Below are 16,966 nucleotides of genomic sequence, written 5' to 3' on the forward strand. Positions count from 1 at the left end.
TTCAATGCCCTCCGCAGCCGCAGGAGCGGCGAATTACCAATTTTGCCGGCAGACGGACCTGCCGCGCGTTTTCCGTGCTCGATTTGATCCGCCTGGCCAGCATTTCCGCAGCCTGCATGCCGATCATCTCGCTCGGCTGCGCCATGACGGTCAGCCGCGGCTCGAAACAGTCAGCCCAATCGAAATCGTCAAAGCCGATCAACGCCAGATCCTCGGAGATGCGCAAGCCAAGATCCCGCACCGCGCGCATGACGCCGATTGTGGCCAGATTGTTGCCCGAGGCGATCGCCGTCGGTCGGTCCGCCCGACTGAGGATCGCAAGCGCCGACTGGCGTGCATCCGCGCTGTTCGCATTGCCTTCGCTCATCACGCTACGATCGATCTCGAGCCCGTGCTTGCGCATGGCGCCGACGTATCCACGCACGCGTTCGATCGTGGAAAGCAGCCCCGGCTCGCCGGCGATGAGGCCGATGCGGCGGTGGCCGTGGCCCACCAGATGGTCGATCAGCGTCTCCATCGCCGTCTCATTGTCCAGGCAAACCCCATCCGCATCGGCAACCGTCAGACGGTCGACGAGCACGAAGGGCATACGAGACGATTTGAGATAGTCGATGGCTCGATTTTCCGGATCACAGGATGGAGCCAGAATTACCCCATCCACCCGCCGCTGAACGAGTTCACGGACCAGCCGCAACTCGGTCTCCGGATCGTTCTGCGTGTCGCAGAGAAAAACGAGCTGCCCGATGGCGGCGCAGGCTCGCTCGATAGAAGATACGATATCGTTGAAATAGTAATTGGTGCTGATCGAGATCGCGATACCCACCGCATCGGTCGAGGATCGCACCAGAGACCGGGCCACAGCATTCGGCACGAATCCGAGACTTTCGATCGCGTCCCTGACGAGCGCCGCCGTCGCTTCGTTCACATGCCGGGTGCCGTTGACGACGTGCGACACGGTCGAGACCGAGACGCCCGCGGCGCGTGCAACGTCAGTGATTGTCGCCATGATTGCAGACCTCCCCGTCACGCCTGACGCGCAGCTTCAAACTGCCGCCGCGTCAATTCCCAGAACAAAATCGAAAGATTCAACCACCCTGAACAAGCCTCCCCAGCCTCGGCGGTCACCCGGCCCATTTCATCCTCCAATGAAATGCTGAAAACCGCTATATGGCCATCGAAACGTTTGCGCAAGCGTTTTCTTCTGCGATTTATGGTGATATACGGATCCAAAGGGAGGAACGAACATGGCACTGAAAAACATTCCCGGGATTCTTTGCCCGGATCTTTTGTGGCTATTGAGCGCGATGGGCCACGGCGACGAGATCGCCATCGTCGACAAGAATTTCTCGGCGTGCCGCGTGTCGAAAAAGACCGTCAGCGGCAGGCTCATATCGATGAACGCGGCCAGCGCGCCAGACGCCATAGCGGCGATCCTGGCGGTCATGCCGCTCGATCATTTCGTCGAACAGCCGCTCATGCATATGGAGGATCCGGATCAAACCGGCATCATGCTACCGGTTCATGCAGATGTGGAATTGCTCTGCTCGACGGCGGAAAAGCGCAGCATCACGAGCAGGCCCATCGAGCGCTTCGCCTATTATCCACTGGCTGAAGCCTGCTTTGCGGTGGTTCAGACGGGGGAGATCCGGCCCTACGGCAATTTCATCCTGAAGAAGGGTGTCGTTTAGCGGCGGTCCTGGACGTCAGCGCTGATTCCCCCGCTTCCCCATCACCGCGGTCCCTAAGCGCTGGATCGCCTGGCGCAGCTTGTCGTTCTCGATCCCCTCCATCATGCCTTCGAGCTTGCGGGCGGCTTCGCCTTTCAGCGGCGCCGGGGTGCGGGAGCGGCGGATGGGTTGTGAGACGGGCTTCTGGACGATGCGGATCTGGTGGACGGCGGCGAAGCCGAAGAAGCTGTTGATGCGCTGGATGAGTTCGCCCTGGGCATGGGTGAGGAACAGCGCGCGCGCGCCTTCGCAGGCGATGGTGAGCACACCGGGGCGGAAGCCGCCGGCCTCATTGCCGCCGCGGGCCCAGGCGATTTTTTCCGGCCGGGTGCAATCGGCGAAATCCTCGCCGGCGATTTCGCTCCACGAGCCGAGCAGCGCCGTGTTGATGCCGGCGCGCCGCGCCAGGACGGGATCGATCAGCCCGTTTGCCAGCTCGGAAATCTGCTTTACATCTTTGCGTGGATAACTCATCGAAACCCTTGGGCCCTGCCGTCAATCGCACAGGCAATTGGCGCGGCCGACTTGATCGCGCGGCATTGCTTCGCCAAGTATAGGCACTTCCCCCCATCGCGGCAAATCATGACGATCACCACACTCGACACGCCCTCGGCAAAGCCCCTCCTCGACTGGTACGATCGCCACCACCGCGACCTGCCCTGGCGTGTCTCGCCCGGCATGGCGGCCCGCGGCGTCAAGGCCGATCCCTATCACGTCTGGCTTTCCGAGGTGATGCTGCAGCAGACGACGGTGCAGGCGGTCAAACCCTATTTCGAGCGCTTTCTCAAGCGCTGGCCCGAGGTGACCGATCTTGCCGCGGCCGAGAACGACGCTGTCATGGCCGCCTGGGCGGGGCTCGGCTATTACGCCCGGGCCCGCAACCTGAAGAAATGCGCCGAGGCGGTGGCGACAGAGCATGGCGGCATCTTTCCCGATACCGAAGAGGGGCTGAAGTCGCTCCCCGGCATCGGCGACTATACGGCCGCCGCCGTCGCGGCCATTGCCTTCAACCGGCAGGCGGCCGTCATGGACGGCAATGTCGAGCGGGTGATCTCCAGGCTCTATGCCATCGAAACACCGCTGCCGGCCGCCAAGCCCGCGATGAAGGAAAAGGTGGCGCTGCTGACGCCGGCAGAACGCCCCGGCGATTTCGCCCAGGCGATGATGGATCTCGGTGCGACGATCTGCACGCCGAAGCGGCCGGCCTGTTCGCTCTGTCCGTTCCGCGGCGCCTGCGAGGCGCTCAAGCTTTCCGATCCCGAGATCTATCCGGTCAAGGCGGCGAAGAAGGAGAAGCCTGTGCGCTATGGCGCAGCCTTCATCGCGGTGACCGGCGATGGCGAAATCCTGCTGCGGCGGCGCATCGACAGCGGCCTGCTCGGCGGCATGACCGAGGTGCCGACGACAGCCTGGACGGCACGCATCGACGGCGAGACCTCAACCAAGGCCGCGCCCTTCGAGGCGGCATGGCAGTCCTGTGGCACCGTCATCCACGTCTTCACCCATTTCGAGCTCCGGCTGTCGATCTGGCGCGCAGCGATCGCCGATAAGGTCGGCACGAATGACGGATGGTGGGAGCCGGTTACAAATCTTGAAGCGCAGGCGCTGCCGACCGTCATGAAAAAAGCGATCGCAGCGGCTATTCCTCTCGCGTTTAAAACATCCAAGGGATGACCATGACCACCGGCATAAAGCATATTGTTTTCGATATCGGCAAAGTCCTCATTCATTACGATCCGCATCTTCCCTTCAGCCGCCTGATCCCGGATGAGGCCGAGCGCAACTGGTTCTTCGCCAATATCTGCACCCATGACTGGAACATCGAGCAGGACCGCGGCCGCACATGGGCGGAGGCCGAAGCGCTGCTGATCGAACAGCACCCGGCACGTGAGGAACAGATCCGCGCCTTCCGCAAATATTGGCACGAGATGGTGCCGCACGCCTATGAGGACAGCGTCGCGATCATGGAGGGGCTGATCGCCGAAGGGCGCGACGTGACGATGCTGACCAACTTCGCCTCCGACACCTTCCGCGAGGCGCAGCAACGCTTCGCCTTCCTCAACCGACCGCGCGGCGTCACCGTTTCCGGCGATGTCGGCCTGATCAAGCCGGATATCGCCATCTACGAGACGCATACGAAAAGCTTCGGCCTCGATCCGGCGGCCACGATCTTCATCGACGACGCGCCGGTCAATGTCGAAGGCGCCAAGGCCTATGGCTGGAATGCGGTGCTGTTTTCGGGTGCGGAGAAGCTGCGCAGCGATCTCGCCGCTTACGGATTGAAGGTCTGAGATCCATGGCTTTCGACCCCGCAGAAGAAATCGAGCGCTTTCACGCCGCCATCAACGCCCTCGATTTTCCCGCCATCGAGGCCTATTTCGCCGAGGATGCGACCTATGTCTCGAACGGCGTCGGCAGTCTTGCCGGCCGGCCTGAGATCATGGCTGCCTTCCGGCGCTATTTCGACGACTATCCCGATCAGACGGCGGAAAATTCGCTGGTGGAAACGTTGACGCCGCTCTCCGGCCGATCGGTCTGGTCGGTGCGCGCCACCCACAGCAAGACGGGCAAGCCGCTGATCCGCGAGGGCGAGGAGACAATCACCTTCAATGCGGAAGGGCGCGTCACGCGGGTCGAGGTCACCGATTATCAAGAGTTCTGATGACCGCGTTCCAGCAAAACCGCTGCGCAGTTTTGCTGGTACAGCGCAAATAGAAGACGCCCGGAGCTTGAACTCCGGGCGCCTTGGCCTTCTCCCGCAACTGGAGGGAAATCGGAAGAAGGTATCTCGATCTTGCGAAGGTGGTGCTCACTCCACCTTTGCCAGATCACTGCGGATGACGGACCTGAGATCGTCGATCGGGCGCAGGGACTGCCCGTCTTCGAAATGCCAGAAGGTCCATCCGTTGCATGCATCGAGACCCTGCACCTTGGCGCCGAGACGATGAATGGAGCCGGCCTCGCCGCCCGAGGCCACGGTGCCGTCGGCGCGCACGATCGCGCTGTAGCGGCGCTTGGCGTCGGTCAGCACCTGGCCGGGCTTGATCAGGCCGCTTTCGACCAGCACGTTGAAGGCAACGCGGACTTCGGCCTTCTTGCCGGTCATGACGGTCAGTTCCGCCTTGCCGAGCGGCTCGACGGCGGCGATGCGGGCCGAGGCTGCATCGATATAATCCTGTTCGCGCTCGATGCCAACGAAGTGGCGGCCAAGACGCTTGGCGACCGCACCCGTCGTTCCCGAGCCGAAGAAAGGATCGAGCACGATATCGCCGGGCTTGGTCGAGGCCATGATGACGCGGGCAAGCAGCGCTTCCGGCTTCTGCGTCGGATGCACCTTCTTGCCGTCCTCGCCCTTCAGCCGCTCGCCGCCATTGCAGATCGGGAACAGCCAGTCGGAGCGCATCTGCACGTCGTCATTGGCCGCCTTCATCGCATCGTAATTGAAGGTATAGCCCTTGGCCTTGGCGTTGGGGCTCGCCCAGATCATCGTCTCATGGGCGTTCTGGAAACGGCGGCCCTTGAAATTCGGCATCGGGTTGGTCTTGCGCCAGATGATGTCGTTGAGGATCCAGAAGTTCAGATCCTGCAGCGTGGCGCCGACGCGGAAGATATTGTGGTAGGAGCCGATCACCCAGATCGAGCCTGTCGGCTTCAGCACCCGCCGGCAGGCCAGCAGCCAGGCGCGGGTGAAGGCGTCATAAGCCTCGAAGGAGGCGAACTGATCCCATTCGTCATCGACCGCATCGACCAGCGACTGATCGGGACGATGCAGCGTTCCGCCGAGCTGGAGATTATACGGCGGGTCGGCAAAGATGATATCGACGGAGTGGCTGGGCAAAGCTTCGAGGGCGCTGACGCAATCGCCCTTGATGATCGTGTCAACCCAGGAATCCGACCGGGATCCCGGCCGGGAATCCGACTTGACGGAAGCCTTGAGGTCGGCAAGCGGAAAAACTGATGCCATTCTGATACTCACTTATACGCTCTACGCTTAACTGTCCGTTATGGTTACGCAACTTAGTTACCAAAGCCTGAAGCGGTGGCCGATTTCGGGAATTTATTCGGCCGGCCGATGAGTGAGCGGCAGACTTTGCCGATGCCGGCGATCAGGCGGCATCGTGAATCCTGCGGCTGTCGGCCGGCGCTTCGTCGCGTTCGAACATGCCGTAATCACGGACGACGCTGGCGATCCGCAGGCGGTAATCGGCGAAGATGCCGCCGCGGCCGGCCTGCTGCGCTGCCCGGTGCGCCTCGAGATTGCGCCACTCCTTGACGGCCGCCTCGTCGCGGAAGAAGGAGAGCGATAAAAACTTGCCGCGGTTCGTCAGGCTCTCGAAACGCTCGATCGAGATGAAGCCGTCGATCTTTTCGAGCTCGCTGCGCAACTCGCCGGCAAGATCCAGATATTTGTGGCGTTCGCCCATATAGGGCACGACTTCGAAGATGACGGCGATCATGGCAGCACCAGCTTGGCGTGAGGGGCGGAGACATTTTTGAGGAAGATGCGATCTTCCTTCAGGATGAAGCGCTCGCGTCGGGCCAATTCGTAATTCTCGCGGCCGAGCGGGTCGGACGCCAGCCGGGCGCGATAGGCTTCATAGGCGGCAAGGCTCTCGATATTATAGACGCCGTAAGCCGTCGTCGCCGATCCCTCGTGCGGGCCGTAATAGCCGATCAGGTCAGCACCGTTCTTCGGAATCGCCTGGCCCCAGTTGCGGGCATATTCGGCAAACGCTTCCTTCCTGAAGGGGTCGATCTGATAGCGGATGAAGCAGGTGATCATATCGTTTCTCCTTTGCTGTCTCAGTGCTCTCCTGGGCCGTTTTCGCACATTGCCTGACGGCGATGCTTCGGTTACGATCGAACTATGAAGGAAGGCCCAGACATTGCGCAGATCGGCGCGCTGATCGGCGATCCCGCCCGCGCCAACATGCTGGCGGCGCTGATTGGTGGCCGGGCGCTGACGGCGACCGAGCTTGCCGGCGTCGGCGGCATCACCGTACAGACGGCGAGCACCCATCTCGCCAAGCTCGAAGCCGGTGGGCTGCTTGCCCAGCGCAAGCAGGGCCGCCACCGATATTTCACCCTCGCCGACGAGGCCGTTGCCCGGCTGATCGAAAGCATGATGGGTTTTGCCGCCGGACGCGGGCACCTGCGCCACCAGCCGGGACCGAAGGAGCCGGCGCTGCGCAAGGCGCGCATCTGCTACGATCATCTTGCCGGTGATTACGGCGTGCGTATGCTCGACAGCCTGATTGCCTCCGGCTCGATCGAGGCGGTCGGCGACGGCCTGGCGCTGACGGAAAAGGGCGAAGGCGACCTCAAATGCATCGGCATCGATGTCGGCGACCTCAGATCCTCGCGCCGGCCGCTCTGCCGCTCCTGCCTCGACTGGAGCGAAAGACGCACCCACCTCGCCGGCAGCCTCGGCAAGGCGCTGCTGTCAAGCTTCCTCGACAAGGGCTGGGCGCGGCGCACGGCCGAAAGCCGCTCGATCCTGTTTTCCCCGGAAGGCGACCGGCAGTTTCTCAGGCTGTTTCCGGTCGATCCGTAGCTTATTGCCGGTCTGCAGGAGGTTCCAAGGCCGTTTCCGGCGGCCTCATGCCCCTGCCCTCTTTTCATCTTCCTGCCGCACATGCGCCCGCAGCGCCGCGAGAGTGAGCGCCAGCGCCGCGTGGTTGCTCTCGGCTTCACCGAGCACGCTTTCGCCCTCATCGATCTCGCGCAGCTGCGCACCGTAAAGCGACTCGTCCGATGCCTGGCGGCCGCAGGCGAGGTGCCAAACCGCATCCGGCTGCACCTCCCGGCACAGATCGATGGCGTGATTGACATCATGCGTGAAGGAGCGCGCCATCAGGAAACCATGCGGCGACTTGATACTGCTCGGCATATAGTCGTGGGGACCGTCGAAATCGTCCGGTTCGGCCGGCCGGAATTGCTTCAGCAGGAAAGCACAGGTGATGAAGGCGTCGATCCGGCTGTCGGGCATATCAGTCTTTTCCAGGGTCTCGATGATGTCCTCGATCGTCATGCGGTCTTCCTCTTCGTCCGTTCCTTGGCATGCCGCTTGTTCTCCTCCCCATAGCGGCGGTGACGTCCTCCTCGATCGCCATCTAGTGCATGAGAATGCCAAAGGTAGTCCTGGGGCTTCGGTTAGAACTGCATGACGCGGATTTGATGGATCTCGCGCCGTCCTCAACGAAGGCGTAGTCTGCCGTTTCGGTAACAGGCTCGCCTGCTGCCGGTCCATGTTCTCTCGGTACTCGCACGCTATCGGCGGCTTAGCTCTGGCAGCCCTTCTTCCTCATCTTCCTTTCGACCTTGGCTCTCTTGTCGGTGCCATCCCCGGCATGCTTTCCGCCGGTCAGGGCATTATCCTTCATCGCCTGCAGCTGCGCACAGCTTCGGTGCTTGCCCCTGGCGATGACGTCGGTGGATGTGAAGGCAAACAGCAGCACTACGGCTGCCGCCGGTCGGACGAAAGCTGAAAGCCTCATGGTCCCTCTCCTTGTGCACCTGCATGCTACGCCTGAGACCATGAAGCAGCAATGAGCGGCCACGATGGGCGGATCAACCTTTCATCGAAAATGAAATATCGAATGCAACCTGTTGTTTTCACGCCACTAAGGACCGGTGCTGAGAAATCATTAAGCATATTCCGGTACTCTCACGTTCTAAATTAACGAGAGAGCCCTGTCATGGCGTCGATCCAGCATAAGATCATCATTGCGAGCATCGCGATTTTCGCCTTGGCGGGTGGCGCCACGGGGGTCGGCATCTGGTCGGCCTCGACCCTGTCGGAAAACAACGCCGACGTTGCCCGGTCGGCGCAAATTCTGCGCAACCACATGCAGGCCGACATGATGCATGACGCGATGCGCGCGGACGTGCTGGCATCGATGCTGGCGTCCAATCCGGCAGCGGGCATAGAAGCGGCCGCGGTGAAGGCGGACCTGGTGGAACACGACGCGTCGTTTCGCGAGATGATTGCCGCCAACAAGGCACTTGCCGCCGACGACAAGACCAAAGCGCTGCTTGCCAGCATCGAACCTCCGCTTCTGAGCTATATCGAGAGCGCCACGAAAATCGTGGATCTGGCAAGCCAGGATCCCTCGGCAGCCTTGAAGGCCTTGCCCGCATTCATGCAGCAGTTCTCGACGTTGGAAACGGCCATGGAACAGGCCGGCGATGAGATCACCGCCGCGTCAGACGAAATCTCCAAGCGTAGCGCCGACGTCAAGGCTTCGGTCGATATCGCTCTGAAAGCACTTCTGGCCGCAGCCGCATTGTTCGCCATTGGTCTCTATTTCCTGACCCGCAAGACCGTAACCAAGCCGATCCTGGCGCTTTCCAACGATATGCAAAGGCTTGCCGGCGGTGACACGGCCATTGCCTGCACCGGGATCGGCCGCTCGGACGAAATCGGAACGATGGCATCGGCCGTCGAAATCTTCCGCCAGGCGGCAATTGCCAACAGGCAGCTCGAGCAAGACGCCGAGGCAGCCCGGTTGCAGGGCGAAACCGAACGGCTGACGGCCCGCAAACAGGCCGACGAAGATGCAGCCGTTCGGCTGCGGGCGGCGACATCCGGCCTTGCCGCCGGCCTGAAGCGGCTTGCATCCGGCGATCTCGCCTTCCAGATCGACGAGCCGTTCGCACCTGATTTCGAAAGCCTCCGGCATGATTTCAACATGTCGATCCGCCAGCTCGACCAAACGCTCGGCGCCATTGCGGCCGCCATTGCCGCGATCGACGAAGGCACCCGGGAAATCGCATCCGGGGCCGGCGATCTGTCCAAACGCACCGAACAGCAGGCTGCCTCGCTCGAAGAAACCGCCGCAGCGCTCGATCAGATCACCGCCAATGTCTCGAACTCGAGCAAGCGCACCGACGAGGCGCGCACGGAAGCGACCGATGCGAACCGCAATGCCGCCAAGTCTTCGGAGGTCGTGTCGCATGCCGAAGAGGCCATGCGCCGCATCGAGGCTTCGTCGCAGCAGATCTCCAGCATTATCGGCGTGATCGACGAGATCGCCTTCCAGACCAACCTGCTGGCGCTGAACGCCGGTGTCGAAGCGGCGCGCGCCGGAGAGGCGGGCAAGGGCTTTGCGGTGGTGGCCCAGGAAGTGCGCGAACTCGCCCAGAGATCGGCCCAGGCGGCAAAGGAAATCAAAGGCCACATCCAGAAATCGTCGGTGGAAGTGGAAAGCGGCGTCAAGCTGGTTCTCGACACCAGCCAGGTTCTGAAGGCGATCAGCGAACAGATCGCCCGCATCAATCAGCACATGGATGCCATCGCCGTCTCGGCAAGAGAACAGTCGACCGGCCTTGCCGAAGTCAACACCGCCGTCAATTCCATGGATCAGGTGACCCAGCAGAACGCGGCGATGGTCGAGCAATCAACCGCGGCATCCGGTCATCTCGCCGAGGAAGCCGCCAAGCTGCGTGAACTCGTTTCCCGGTTCAAGCTGCGCGCGACGGCTTCGACGCCATCCGCCGCTGGACGCCGGAGCGGGCAGCTGGCGGCCTGACGGCTTCTGTCTGCTCGCCATTTCCATTCCCGCGACGTCGGGGGCCTCAGATCATCGCGGCTGCCGCTCCTGCCTCAACTGTAACGAAAGGCGGGCTGATCTGGCAGGCCGTCTCGGCGAGGCCCTGCTCTCAAGTTTCTTCGACAAAGGCTGGGCGCGCCGGACGGCGGAAAGTCGCCCGATCATCTTCTCAGCGGAGGGCGACCGGCAGTGCCTGCACTCTCCGGCAGTGGCAGCAGAGCCTATCCAAGTGGGCGGGTGATAAATCAGATCAAAGTCCACCCCCTCACCCGCAGCATCGAGGACATCTAGCGCACCCTGATGCCAATAGGGTCGTTTGCAGATCAAAAACGGCAAAAGATTCAACACGCCATTGGAAACACAAATCAAACAATAAATGGTTGCGTTGACTCTAATATGCTACCTGTTGTTTAATGACGATGTCATTAACGGAGGAACGCAAGATGTCCGTCACGTTAAATTCTCCAATCTCATGGAAAAATCCATCTGCCGACGACAGCACTATGCTTGACAACCTTCAGCCGAACATCATCAAGGCGCATGTTCGTGAGTTTTTGACTCTGTTTTTTCTGCGGTTTGACGATAAGGAAGCTGCGAAAAACTTCCTTCGGGCAATTTCCACGACGCTGATGAAATCGGCAAAGCAGCATTTAATGGAAATTGAAGCATTCAAAGCCAAACCTTCGACGCCGGGAACGCCGTACATTGGGCTTGGCCTCACAGACGAGGGCTATCAAGCCCTCCAAATCGCCCAAAGGCCGAGCGATCCGATATTTCGCGCGGGCATGCAAAAATCCGACTTGAATGACCCTGATGTCAGCAGGTGGGATTCTTATTTTCGCAATCCCATCCATGCGGTCGTTCTGGTGGGAGATATGCTCAATGACACCAAGGTCACTGCTCACGATCAGGTGGTAAACTTGATCCAGGCCTCGCATGGGGTAACAATCGTGGGGACGCAAGATGGCCTGGGTCTTCACAATGACAATAGAGAAGGTATCGAACACTTCGGCTATGTCGATGGGCGCAGCCAGCCGCTGTTTCTGCTGGAAGACATCGACGCGGAAGAAAACGCGACAGATGGAATTGCCAACTGGGATCCGGCTTTCCCATTAGAACAGGTTATTGTTCCTGATCCAGCAGCGCCCGATCCGGCCGTTCATTTCGGAAGTTACTTCGTATACCGGAAGCTGGAACAAAACGTCCGCCGGTTCAAAAGGCAAGAGCAGAAACTTGCAGATCGTTTGTTCGGAGCTGATGACGAAAGGGCCGGCGCCATGGTCGTCGGGCGCTTTGAGGACGGAACGCCGGTCACGATGCAGTCAGAAGACGGCGTTGAGTCACCCGTCCCGAACAACTTCAACTACTTCAGCGACAAGAGCGGCGCAAAGTGTCCCTTTTCAGGGCATATCCGAAAAACCAATCCGCGCGGGTCGGGCGGGTTCGAAAACAGTGCTGGCGAACGAAAGCACCTCATGGCTCGACGCGGCCAAACCTATGGCGTGCGAACAGATAATCCGAACGATGGCAGGATCGAGAACAAACCGAGTAAATACGTCGGCCTGTTATTCATGGCGTTCAACAGTGATATAGGCAATCAGTTCGAATTCACGCAGAAAAATTGGGCCAACAATCCCGGTTTCCCAGCTGTGCCGACCGGCTTTCCAGCGCCTGGGGTCGATCCGGTCATCGGTCAAACAAAACAAGATGCTGCGCGACCAGATATGGAAGGAGCGGCCATCTGGGGTGATCCCGGCTCCCTCAAGACCGTTGCAACCGTTCCTCAAGCGGTGAAGATGAAGGGAGGCGAATATTTCTTTATGCCGTCCCTCGCATTTCTGAGCTCGCTTTAAGCTTGCCATGACGTTGGCGGGCAATCCTGCCGACGTCATTCCACGGTCATTTCCAGGGGCTCTCACCTGATAGCGCCGCGCACGATGCCAGGCGAGCATTCGGCTGATGCGGCGTGCGATTGTGCCTTCCGGTTCCCTCCCCATGCGCCTTCGGTGGCGAGCGAGTGCCTGCTTGTCGAGGCCGGGATGACGGTGGCTTACGCCGTCGATCCGGCAGCAACGCCGGAGCCGGTCGCTTGCCGCATCGCAGCCATGCTTGAGATCCGGTTGAGCTTTGGGCGGGCATCGTGTAAAGCCGCAGCATCCCCGGACAAGACCCAGGCTTTCGGCCCAGATTTCAGCAAGGCGTGAACATATGGACGGCTTCGACCTCATCATCTTCGACTGCGACGGCGTTCTCGTCGATTCCGAAATCATCGCGGCGGAAGTCGAATCCGCGCTGCTGACGGAGGCCGGCTACCCGATCGGCGTCGAGGAAATGGGCGAGCGTTTCGCCGGCATGACATGGCGCAACATCCTGCTGCAGATCGAGCGCGAGGCGAGCATCCCGCTTTCGGCCTCGCTGCTCGACAAGTCGGAAAAGATGCTCGACCTCCGGCTGGCGCAGGACGTCAAGGCCATTGCGGGGGTCGAATTCGCCGTCTCCCGGCTGCCGATGAAGCGCTGCATCTGCTCGAATTCCAGCACCAAGCGGCTCGACATGATGCTGACCAAGGTGGGGTTGAAGCCGCTGTTTGCACCCAACATTTTCTCCGCCAAGGATCTCGGCCCCGACCGCGCCAAGCCGAAGCCCGACATCTTCCTGCACGGCGCAAGCCAGATGGGAGTTTCGCCTGACAAGGTTGTCGTGGTCGAGGATTCCGTGCACGGCGTGCATGCGGCGCGCGCCGCCGGCATGCGCGTCATCGGCTTTACCGGCGCCTCGCACAGCTACCCCGCCCATGCCGATAAATTGACCGATGCCGGCGCCGAAACGGCGATCTCGCGCATGAACGACCTGCCGGGCGTCGTCGCCGCCTTGGCCGCCTGGGACAACGTTCTCTGAAGCGCCCGAAGCCCGCTAGCCCGCTCTGGTTTGAGCGTACGGCTGCCCTCACCCTAGCCTGACCGGGTGGCGGCAGCCGGATGAGGGGCCGCTATCGATGAGCTCCCAGGCCGGTGTAGGCCGAAGGCCGAATTGCTTAGCTGCTCTTCTTGGTCTTCGCCGGCTGGGTGTCGAAGCCGACATTGACGCGCACCAGGGCACCGGCGCCGACCGGCATCTTGATGCCTTCCTTCCGGAAGATCACCTGCGTGCCAGGCGCGCCTGCCGGGATCTCGGTCGCGAACTTGGTGACCTCGGAATAGAGCACGTTCTCGCCGTCGAGGATGGTGACGCGGATCGGCAGCGTCAGCGGGCCCGGCGCGCCGGCCGGGCCGGTGATCAGGCGCAGCTGGGCAACGACCGTCATCGTCAGGTTGGTGTCGTTCAGCGTGCACTGGCGGGTGTAATCGCCGAAGGAGGCCTGGTAGACGATCTGCTGCGGATCGTCCTTCTTGCCCTTGGCATAGGTGCGGAAGATCGCATCCTGGTCACGCATGAAGATCTGCGGGCAGGCGCCCTGGACGACCGGGGCAACGGTGCCCTGCGCGGTCGTGGCCGTGCCGATCGACGGATTGTTCGACGAGGGGTTGGCGGGTGCCAGCGGCATGATCTGGGCGGTGCCGTTCGGCTGGGTCGGCGGTGCAGACGACTTGCTGTCTCCGCCTATGCCGAGCGAGTTGCAGCCGGCGAGCAGGGCAAGAAAAGATGCGGAGACGATGAGACGCGAGACCTTGCCGAGCACCATATTCCATCCCTTGTACAAGCGTTTCTTGGAGGCCCCATGTCTTTTCCGCGAGGCCTTTCATGACGGTTTGCGATGGTCTATATCAGCGGCGCAAACAAAAATCGATTGGGTAAGCGCCGTTTTGATGCACTTTTCGCCGCCGGATGCGGGCAACTTCAACAGGATACCCGCGATGGCGTGCCTACGGGGCAGCCCCTCTCCAATTTTCGGCAGAGCAAGCCACGGCTGCGCCCGGCCGGATTTCTTCCAGCGATAGATCAAGGATGACGAACGTGGACTATATCTCGACCCGCGGCGAGGCCCCTTCCCTCGGCTTTTGCGACGCCCTGCTGACCGGGCTGGCGCGCGACGGCGGGCTCTACGTTCCCCGTAAATGGCCGAGCTTCTCGAAGAAGGAGATCCGGGCACTGCGCGGCAAGACCTATCAGGAAGTGGCCTTCACCATCCTGTCGCCCTTCACCAACGGCGAGATCCCCGACGACACGTTCCGGGCGATGATCGACGAGGCCTACGGCACCTTCCGCCACCCGGCGATCGCGCCGCTCGTCCAGACCGGGCCGAACAGCTTCGTCATGGAGCTCTTCCACGGCACGACGCTCGCCTTCAAGGACGTGGCGATGCAGCTGCTCGCCCGGCTGATGGACTATGCGCTGGAAAAGCGCGGCGAGCGGGCGACGATCGTCGGCGCCACCTCGGGTGATACCGGCGGGGCGGCGATCGACGCCTTTGCGGGCCGCGAGCGCACCGATATCTTCATCCTCTTCCCGCACGGCAAGGTCTCGCCGGTGCAGCAGCGGCAGATGACGACCTCGTCTTCGCCAAACGTGCATGCGCTTGCCGTCGAGGGCAATTTCGACGATTGCCAGAACCTGGTGAAGGCGATGTTCAACGACGTGGCCTTCCGCGACAAGGTTCGTCTATCCGGCGTCAATTCGATCAACTGGGCCCGCATCATGGCCCAGATCGTCTATTATTTCACCGCGGCCGTCGCCCTCGGTGGACCCGACCGGAAGATCTCGTTCACGGTGCCCACCGGCAATTTCGGCGACATCTTCGCCGGTTACTGCGCCAAGCGCATGGGCCTGCCGATCGACCGCCTGGTGATCGCCACCAACGAGAACGACATTCTGGCGCGGACGCTGAAGACCGGCCGCTACGACATGAAGGCGGTCAAGGCGACGAGCTCGCCGTCGATGGACATCCAGATCTCGTCGAACTTCGAACGGCTGCTGTTCGAAGCCTATGGGCGCGACGCCTCGAAGGTGCGCGCGGCGATGGAGAGTCTCAAACAATCCAATGGCTTCGAGATTGCTCCTGAAGCGCTGAAGGCGATCCGCCGCGACTTCCGCGCCGGCCGCGCCAGCGAGAAACAGGTGGCCGAGACGATCCGCAAGACCCATGCCGAGACCGGTTATCTGCTGGATCCGCATTCGGCGATCGGCGTCTTCGTTGCGGCGAAGAAAGAGAAGCCGAATACGCCGATGGTGACGCTTTCGACCGCGCATCCGGCGAAATTCCCCGTCGCCGTAAAATCCGCTTGCGGTATTGACCCGGCGCTTCCGACGTGGCTTGCTGATGTGATGCACAGGGAGGAGCGTTTCCAGATCATCAAGCCGGAGCTGAAAGCCGTTGAGACTTTTATCGGCAAACATGCCCGTGGCGAGACGACAGCAGGCGCAGAAAGATAGCCAATGACAGTTGAGTGCACCCGGCTCAAATCCGGGCTGACAGTAGTCACAGAAACCATGCCGCACCTTGAAAGCGTTGCGCTCGGAGTCTGGATCAAATCAGGATCGCGTAACGAGACGGGAGACGAGCACGGCATCGCCCACCTGCTCGAACACATGGCTTTCAAGGGCACGGCGCGCCGCTCGGCCCGCCAGATTGCCGAGGAGATCGAGGATGTCGGCGGCGAAGTCAACGCCGCGACCTCGACCGAGACGACCTCCTATTATGCCCGCGTGCTCAAGGATCATGTGCCGCTCGCAGTCGATATCCTCGCCGACATCCTGACGGAATCGGCTTTCGAGGAGGAGGAACTGGAGCGTGAGAAGCAGGTGATCCTGCAGGAGATCAACGCCGCCAACGATACGCCCGACGACGTGGTGTTCGACCGGTTCTCCGAAGCCGCCTATCGCGACCAGACGCTCGGCCGGGCGATCCTCGGCACGCCGGAGACCGTCGTCTCCTTCACGCCGCAGCAGATCCGCGGCTATCTCGGCCGCAACTACACGACCGACCGCATGTTCGTGGTGGCGACCGGCGCCGTCGAGCATGATGAATTCGTCCGCATGGTCGAGGATCGTTTTGCGAGCCTGCCGACTTCGCCTTCCGCCCCGCCCGTCATGGAAGCGGCGCGTTATATCGGCGGCAGCGTGCGCGAACCGCGCGACCTGATGGACGCGCAGATCCTGCTCGGCTTCGAGGGCAAGCCCTATCATGCCCGCGATTTCTACTGCTCGCAGATCCTTGCCAATATTCTTGGCGGCGGCATGTCCTCCAGGCTCTTCCAGGAAGTGCGCGAGTTCCGCGGCCTCTGTTATTCCGTCTATGCCTTCCACTGGGGCTTTTCCGACACCGGCATCTTCGGCATTCATGCCGCGACCGGCGGCGAGAACCTGCCGGAACTGTTGCCGGTCATCATCGACGAGCTGCACAAATCCACCGATGCCATCCACCAGAAGGAAATCGAGCGCGCCCGCGCCCAGATCCGCGCCCAGCTGCTGATGGGCCAGGAGAGCCCGGCTGCCCGCGCCGGCCAGATCGCCAGGCAGATGATGCTCTACGGCCGGCCGATCTCCAATCCGGAGATGATGGAGCGGCTGGAAGGCATCACCATCGAGCGGCTGACCGACCTTGCCGGCCGGCTGTTCTACGACACGGTGCCGACGCTTTCGGCGATCGGGCCGTTGGAGCAGCTCGCGCCGATGGAAGACATCACCGCCTCGCTTTCGGTCCCGGCGTCGAAGACGCTGCAGGCAAGCTGATCCGACGTCCGTCTGCCG

General features: G+C 61.5%; 20 protein-coding genes and 1 pseudogene. 12 read left to right on the plus strand and 9 right to left on the minus strand.

Annotation, left to right across the window (positions count from 1 at the left end):
* Position 1: 1 nt before the first annotated feature.
* Both ACMUVN_RS23960 and ACMUVN_RS23965 read right to left on the minus strand, forming a co-directional pair.
* The gene (locus ACMUVN_RS23960; protein WP_063476498.1) at positions 2 to 1,006 is read right to left on the minus strand and encodes a LacI family DNA-binding transcriptional regulator; all 1,005 of its coding nucleotides are present in this window, start codon (positions 1,004 to 1,006) and stop codon (positions 2 to 4) included.
* Between the two features lie 17 nt (positions 1,007 to 1,023).
* Complete coding sequence (locus ACMUVN_RS23965; RefSeq protein WP_168333474.1) at positions 1,024 to 1,191, minus strand: hypothetical protein; 168 nt, start codon at positions 1,189 to 1,191, stop codon at positions 1,024 to 1,026.
* 53 nt (positions 1,192 to 1,244) lie between these two features.
* Between ACMUVN_RS23965 and ACMUVN_RS23970 the strand changes: the two genes are divergently transcribed.
* On the plus strand, positions 1,245 to 1,688 hold the full coding sequence (locus ACMUVN_RS23970; protein WP_414815519.1) for an RbsD/FucU family protein: 444 nt from the start codon (positions 1,245 to 1,247) through the stop codon (positions 1,686 to 1,688).
* Between the two features lie 15 nt (positions 1,689 to 1,703).
* Here the strand turns inward: ACMUVN_RS23970 and ACMUVN_RS23975 are convergent, their stop codons facing one another.
* The gene (locus ACMUVN_RS23975) at positions 1,704 to 2,201 is read right to left on the minus strand and encodes a DUF721 domain-containing protein (protein ID WP_028757158.1); all 498 of its coding nucleotides are present in this window, start codon (positions 2,199 to 2,201) and stop codon (positions 1,704 to 1,706) included.
* Positions 2,202 to 2,309: 108 nt separating this feature from the next.
* Here ACMUVN_RS23975 and mutY point away from each other — a divergent pair, with 108 nt between their 5' ends.
* Genes mutY through ACMUVN_RS23990 form a run of 3 tightly spaced genes read left to right on the plus strand, consistent with a single transcriptional unit; the run spans position 2,310 to position 4,389 of the window.
* Complete coding sequence (gene mutY, locus ACMUVN_RS23980) at positions 2,310 to 3,401, plus strand: A/G-specific adenine glycosylase (RefSeq protein ID WP_414815520.1); 1,092 nt, start codon at positions 2,310 to 2,312, stop codon at positions 3,399 to 3,401.
* Between the two features lie 2 nt (positions 3,402 to 3,403).
* A complete protein-coding gene (locus ACMUVN_RS23985; protein ID WP_414815521.1) occupies positions 3,404 to 4,018 on the plus strand; it encodes an HAD family hydrolase in 615 nt (204 codons plus the stop codon).
* A gap of 5 nt (positions 4,019 to 4,023) precedes the next feature.
* Positions 4,024 to 4,389: a nuclear transport factor 2 family protein gene (locus ACMUVN_RS23990; RefSeq protein WP_047613982.1), complete on the plus strand. Its 366-nt coding sequence runs from the start codon at positions 4,024 to 4,026 to the stop codon at positions 4,387 to 4,389.
* A 147-nt stretch (positions 4,390 to 4,536) separates the two neighbouring features.
* On the opposite strand, the gene ACMUVN_RS23995 is transcribed toward ACMUVN_RS23990, so the two are convergent.
* The 3 genes from ACMUVN_RS23995 to ACMUVN_RS24005 form a co-directional block, all read right to left on the minus strand.
* Positions 4,537 to 5,691 carry a site-specific DNA-methyltransferase gene (locus ACMUVN_RS23995; protein WP_047613981.1) on the minus strand — a complete coding sequence of 385 codons (1,155 nt, stop codon included), beginning with the start codon at positions 5,689 to 5,691 and terminating at the stop codon, positions 4,537 to 4,539.
* Positions 5,692 to 5,833: 142 nt separating this feature from the next.
* Complete coding sequence (locus ACMUVN_RS24000) at positions 5,834 to 6,184, minus strand: antibiotic biosynthesis monooxygenase family protein (protein ID WP_414815522.1); 351 nt, start codon at positions 6,182 to 6,184, stop codon at positions 5,834 to 5,836.
* Positions 6,181 to 6,510: an NIPSNAP family protein gene (locus ACMUVN_RS24005; RefSeq protein WP_414815523.1), complete on the minus strand. Its 330-nt coding sequence runs from the start codon at positions 6,508 to 6,510 to the stop codon at positions 6,181 to 6,183. The genes ACMUVN_RS24000 and ACMUVN_RS24005 overlap by 4 nt, the downstream gene beginning before the upstream one ends.
* A gap of 84 nt (positions 6,511 to 6,594) precedes the next feature.
* On the opposite strand from ACMUVN_RS24005, the gene ACMUVN_RS24010 reads away from it, so the two are divergent.
* Positions 6,595 to 7,281, plus strand: a complete 687-nt coding sequence (locus tag ACMUVN_RS24010; RefSeq protein WP_183904275.1) for an ArsR/SmtB family transcription factor — start codon at positions 6,595 to 6,597, stop codon at positions 7,279 to 7,281.
* A 45-nt stretch (positions 7,282 to 7,326) separates the two neighbouring features.
* Here the strand turns inward: ACMUVN_RS24010 and ACMUVN_RS24015 are convergent, their stop codons facing one another.
* Together ACMUVN_RS24015 and ACMUVN_RS24020 are read right to left on the minus strand one after the other, a co-directional pair.
* Positions 7,327 to 7,758 carry a hypothetical protein gene (locus ACMUVN_RS24015; RefSeq protein WP_414815524.1) on the minus strand — a complete coding sequence of 144 codons (432 nt, stop codon included), beginning with the start codon at positions 7,756 to 7,758 and terminating at the stop codon, positions 7,327 to 7,329.
* A 250-nt stretch (positions 7,759 to 8,008) separates the two neighbouring features.
* Positions 8,009 to 8,224 carry a hypothetical protein gene (locus ACMUVN_RS24020; RefSeq protein WP_028755733.1) on the minus strand — a complete coding sequence of 72 codons (216 nt, stop codon included), beginning with the start codon at positions 8,222 to 8,224 and terminating at the stop codon, positions 8,009 to 8,011.
* A 201-nt stretch (positions 8,225 to 8,425) separates the two neighbouring features.
* On the opposite strand from ACMUVN_RS24020, the gene ACMUVN_RS24025 reads away from it, so the two are divergent.
* From ACMUVN_RS24025 to ACMUVN_RS24045, 5 genes and pseudogenes are all read left to right on the plus strand, one after another.
* Entirely contained in the window at positions 8,426 to 10,258 is a 1,833-nt protein-coding gene (locus ACMUVN_RS24025) for a methyl-accepting chemotaxis protein (protein ID WP_414815525.1), read from the plus strand.
* A gap of 61 nt (positions 10,259 to 10,319) precedes the next feature.
* A pseudogene (locus ACMUVN_RS24030) lies at positions 10,320 to 10,520 on the plus strand (hypothetical protein); the annotation flags it as partial.
* A gap of 202 nt (positions 10,521 to 10,722) precedes the next feature.
* Positions 10,723 to 12,132: a peroxidase gene (locus ACMUVN_RS24035; protein WP_047614444.1), complete on the plus strand. Its 1,410-nt coding sequence runs from the start codon at positions 10,723 to 10,725 to the stop codon at positions 12,130 to 12,132.
* A gap of 186 nt (positions 12,133 to 12,318) precedes the next feature.
* Complete coding sequence (locus ACMUVN_RS24040; protein ID WP_164735927.1) at positions 12,319 to 12,483, plus strand: hypothetical protein; 165 nt, start codon at positions 12,319 to 12,321, stop codon at positions 12,481 to 12,483.
* 4 nt (positions 12,484 to 12,487) lie between these two features.
* Complete coding sequence (locus ACMUVN_RS24045) at positions 12,488 to 13,177, plus strand: HAD family hydrolase (protein WP_028755737.1); 690 nt, start codon at positions 12,488 to 12,490, stop codon at positions 13,175 to 13,177.
* A 136-nt stretch (positions 13,178 to 13,313) separates the two neighbouring features.
* Here the strand turns inward: ACMUVN_RS24045 and ACMUVN_RS24050 are convergent, their stop codons facing one another.
* Positions 13,314 to 13,961, minus strand: coding sequence for a hypothetical protein (locus tag ACMUVN_RS24050; RefSeq protein WP_028755738.1), 648 nt, complete (start codon positions 13,959 to 13,961; stop codon positions 13,314 to 13,316).
* 263 nt (positions 13,962 to 14,224) lie between these two features.
* Here ACMUVN_RS24050 and thrC point away from each other — a divergent pair, with 263 nt between their 5' ends.
* Both thrC and ACMUVN_RS24060 read left to right on the plus strand, forming a co-directional pair.
* Complete coding sequence (gene thrC, locus ACMUVN_RS24055; RefSeq protein ID WP_047613972.1) at positions 14,225 to 15,649, plus strand: threonine synthase; 1,425 nt, start codon at positions 14,225 to 14,227, stop codon at positions 15,647 to 15,649.
* 3 nt (positions 15,650 to 15,652) lie between these two features.
* Positions 15,653 to 16,948 carry a M16 family metallopeptidase gene (locus tag ACMUVN_RS24060; protein ID WP_028755740.1) on the plus strand — a complete coding sequence of 432 codons (1,296 nt, stop codon included), beginning with the start codon at positions 15,653 to 15,655 and terminating at the stop codon, positions 16,946 to 16,948.
* The last annotated feature ends 18 nt before the right edge of the window (positions 16,949 to 16,966 follow it).

Origin of the sequence: Rhizobium sp. IY2, from assembly GCF_047532935.1 — a bacterium.
In the GTDB taxonomy this organism is placed as follows: Bacteria; Pseudomonadota; Alphaproteobacteria; order Rhizobiales; family Rhizobiaceae; genus Rhizobium; species Rhizobium anhuiense.

Excerpts from the sequence above, each read along its gene's own strand:
- ACMUVN_RS23960 (WP_063476498.1), bottom strand. The coding sequence starts at position 1,006 with ATGGCGACAATCACTGACGTTGCACGCGCCGCGGGCGTCTCGGTCTCG.
- ACMUVN_RS23970 (WP_414815519.1), top strand. The coding sequence starts at position 1,245 with ATGGCACTGAAAAACATTCCCGGGATTCTTTGCCCGGATCTTTTGTGG.
- ACMUVN_RS23975 (WP_028757158.1), bottom strand. The coding sequence starts at position 2,201 with ATGAGTTATCCACGCAAAGATGTAAAGCAGATTTCCGAGCTGGCAAAC.
- mutY (WP_414815520.1), top strand. The coding sequence starts at position 2,310 with ATGACGATCACCACACTCGACACGCCCTCGGCAAAGCCCCTCCTCGAC.
- ACMUVN_RS23985 (WP_414815521.1), top strand. The coding sequence starts at position 3,404 with ATGACCACCGGCATAAAGCATATTGTTTTCGATATCGGCAAAGTCCTC.
- ACMUVN_RS23990 (WP_047613982.1), top strand. The coding sequence starts at position 4,024 with ATGGCTTTCGACCCCGCAGAAGAAATCGAGCGCTTTCACGCCGCCATC.
- ACMUVN_RS23995 (WP_047613981.1), bottom strand. The coding sequence starts at position 5,691 with ATGGCATCAGTTTTTCCGCTTGCCGACCTCAAGGCTTCCGTCAAGTCG.
- ACMUVN_RS24000 (WP_414815522.1), bottom strand. The coding sequence starts at position 6,184 with ATGATCGCCGTCATCTTCGAAGTCGTGCCCTATATGGGCGAACGCCAC.
- ACMUVN_RS24005 (WP_414815523.1), bottom strand. The coding sequence starts at position 6,510 with ATGATCACCTGCTTCATCCGCTATCAGATCGACCCCTTCAGGAAGGAA.
- ACMUVN_RS24010 (WP_183904275.1), top strand. The coding sequence starts at position 6,595 with ATGAAGGAAGGCCCAGACATTGCGCAGATCGGCGCGCTGATCGGCGAT.
- ACMUVN_RS24015 (WP_414815524.1), bottom strand. The coding sequence starts at position 7,758 with ATGACGATCGAGGACATCATCGAGACCCTGGAAAAGACTGATATGCCC.
- ACMUVN_RS24020 (WP_028755733.1), bottom strand. The coding sequence starts at position 8,224 with ATGAGGCTTTCAGCTTTCGTCCGACCGGCGGCAGCCGTAGTGCTGCTG.
- ACMUVN_RS24025 (WP_414815525.1), top strand. The coding sequence starts at position 8,426 with ATGGCGTCGATCCAGCATAAGATCATCATTGCGAGCATCGCGATTTTC.
- ACMUVN_RS24035 (WP_047614444.1), top strand. The coding sequence starts at position 10,723 with ATGTCCGTCACGTTAAATTCTCCAATCTCATGGAAAAATCCATCTGCC.
- ACMUVN_RS24040 (WP_164735927.1), top strand. The coding sequence starts at position 12,319 with ATGACGGTGGCTTACGCCGTCGATCCGGCAGCAACGCCGGAGCCGGTC.
- ACMUVN_RS24045 (WP_028755737.1), top strand. The coding sequence starts at position 12,488 with ATGGACGGCTTCGACCTCATCATCTTCGACTGCGACGGCGTTCTCGTC.
- ACMUVN_RS24050 (WP_028755738.1), bottom strand. The coding sequence starts at position 13,961 with ATGGTGCTCGGCAAGGTCTCGCGTCTCATCGTCTCCGCATCTTTTCTT.
- thrC (WP_047613972.1), top strand. The coding sequence starts at position 14,225 with ATGACGAACGTGGACTATATCTCGACCCGCGGCGAGGCCCCTTCCCTC.
- ACMUVN_RS24060 (WP_028755740.1), top strand. The coding sequence starts at position 15,653 with ATGACAGTTGAGTGCACCCGGCTCAAATCCGGGCTGACAGTAGTCACA.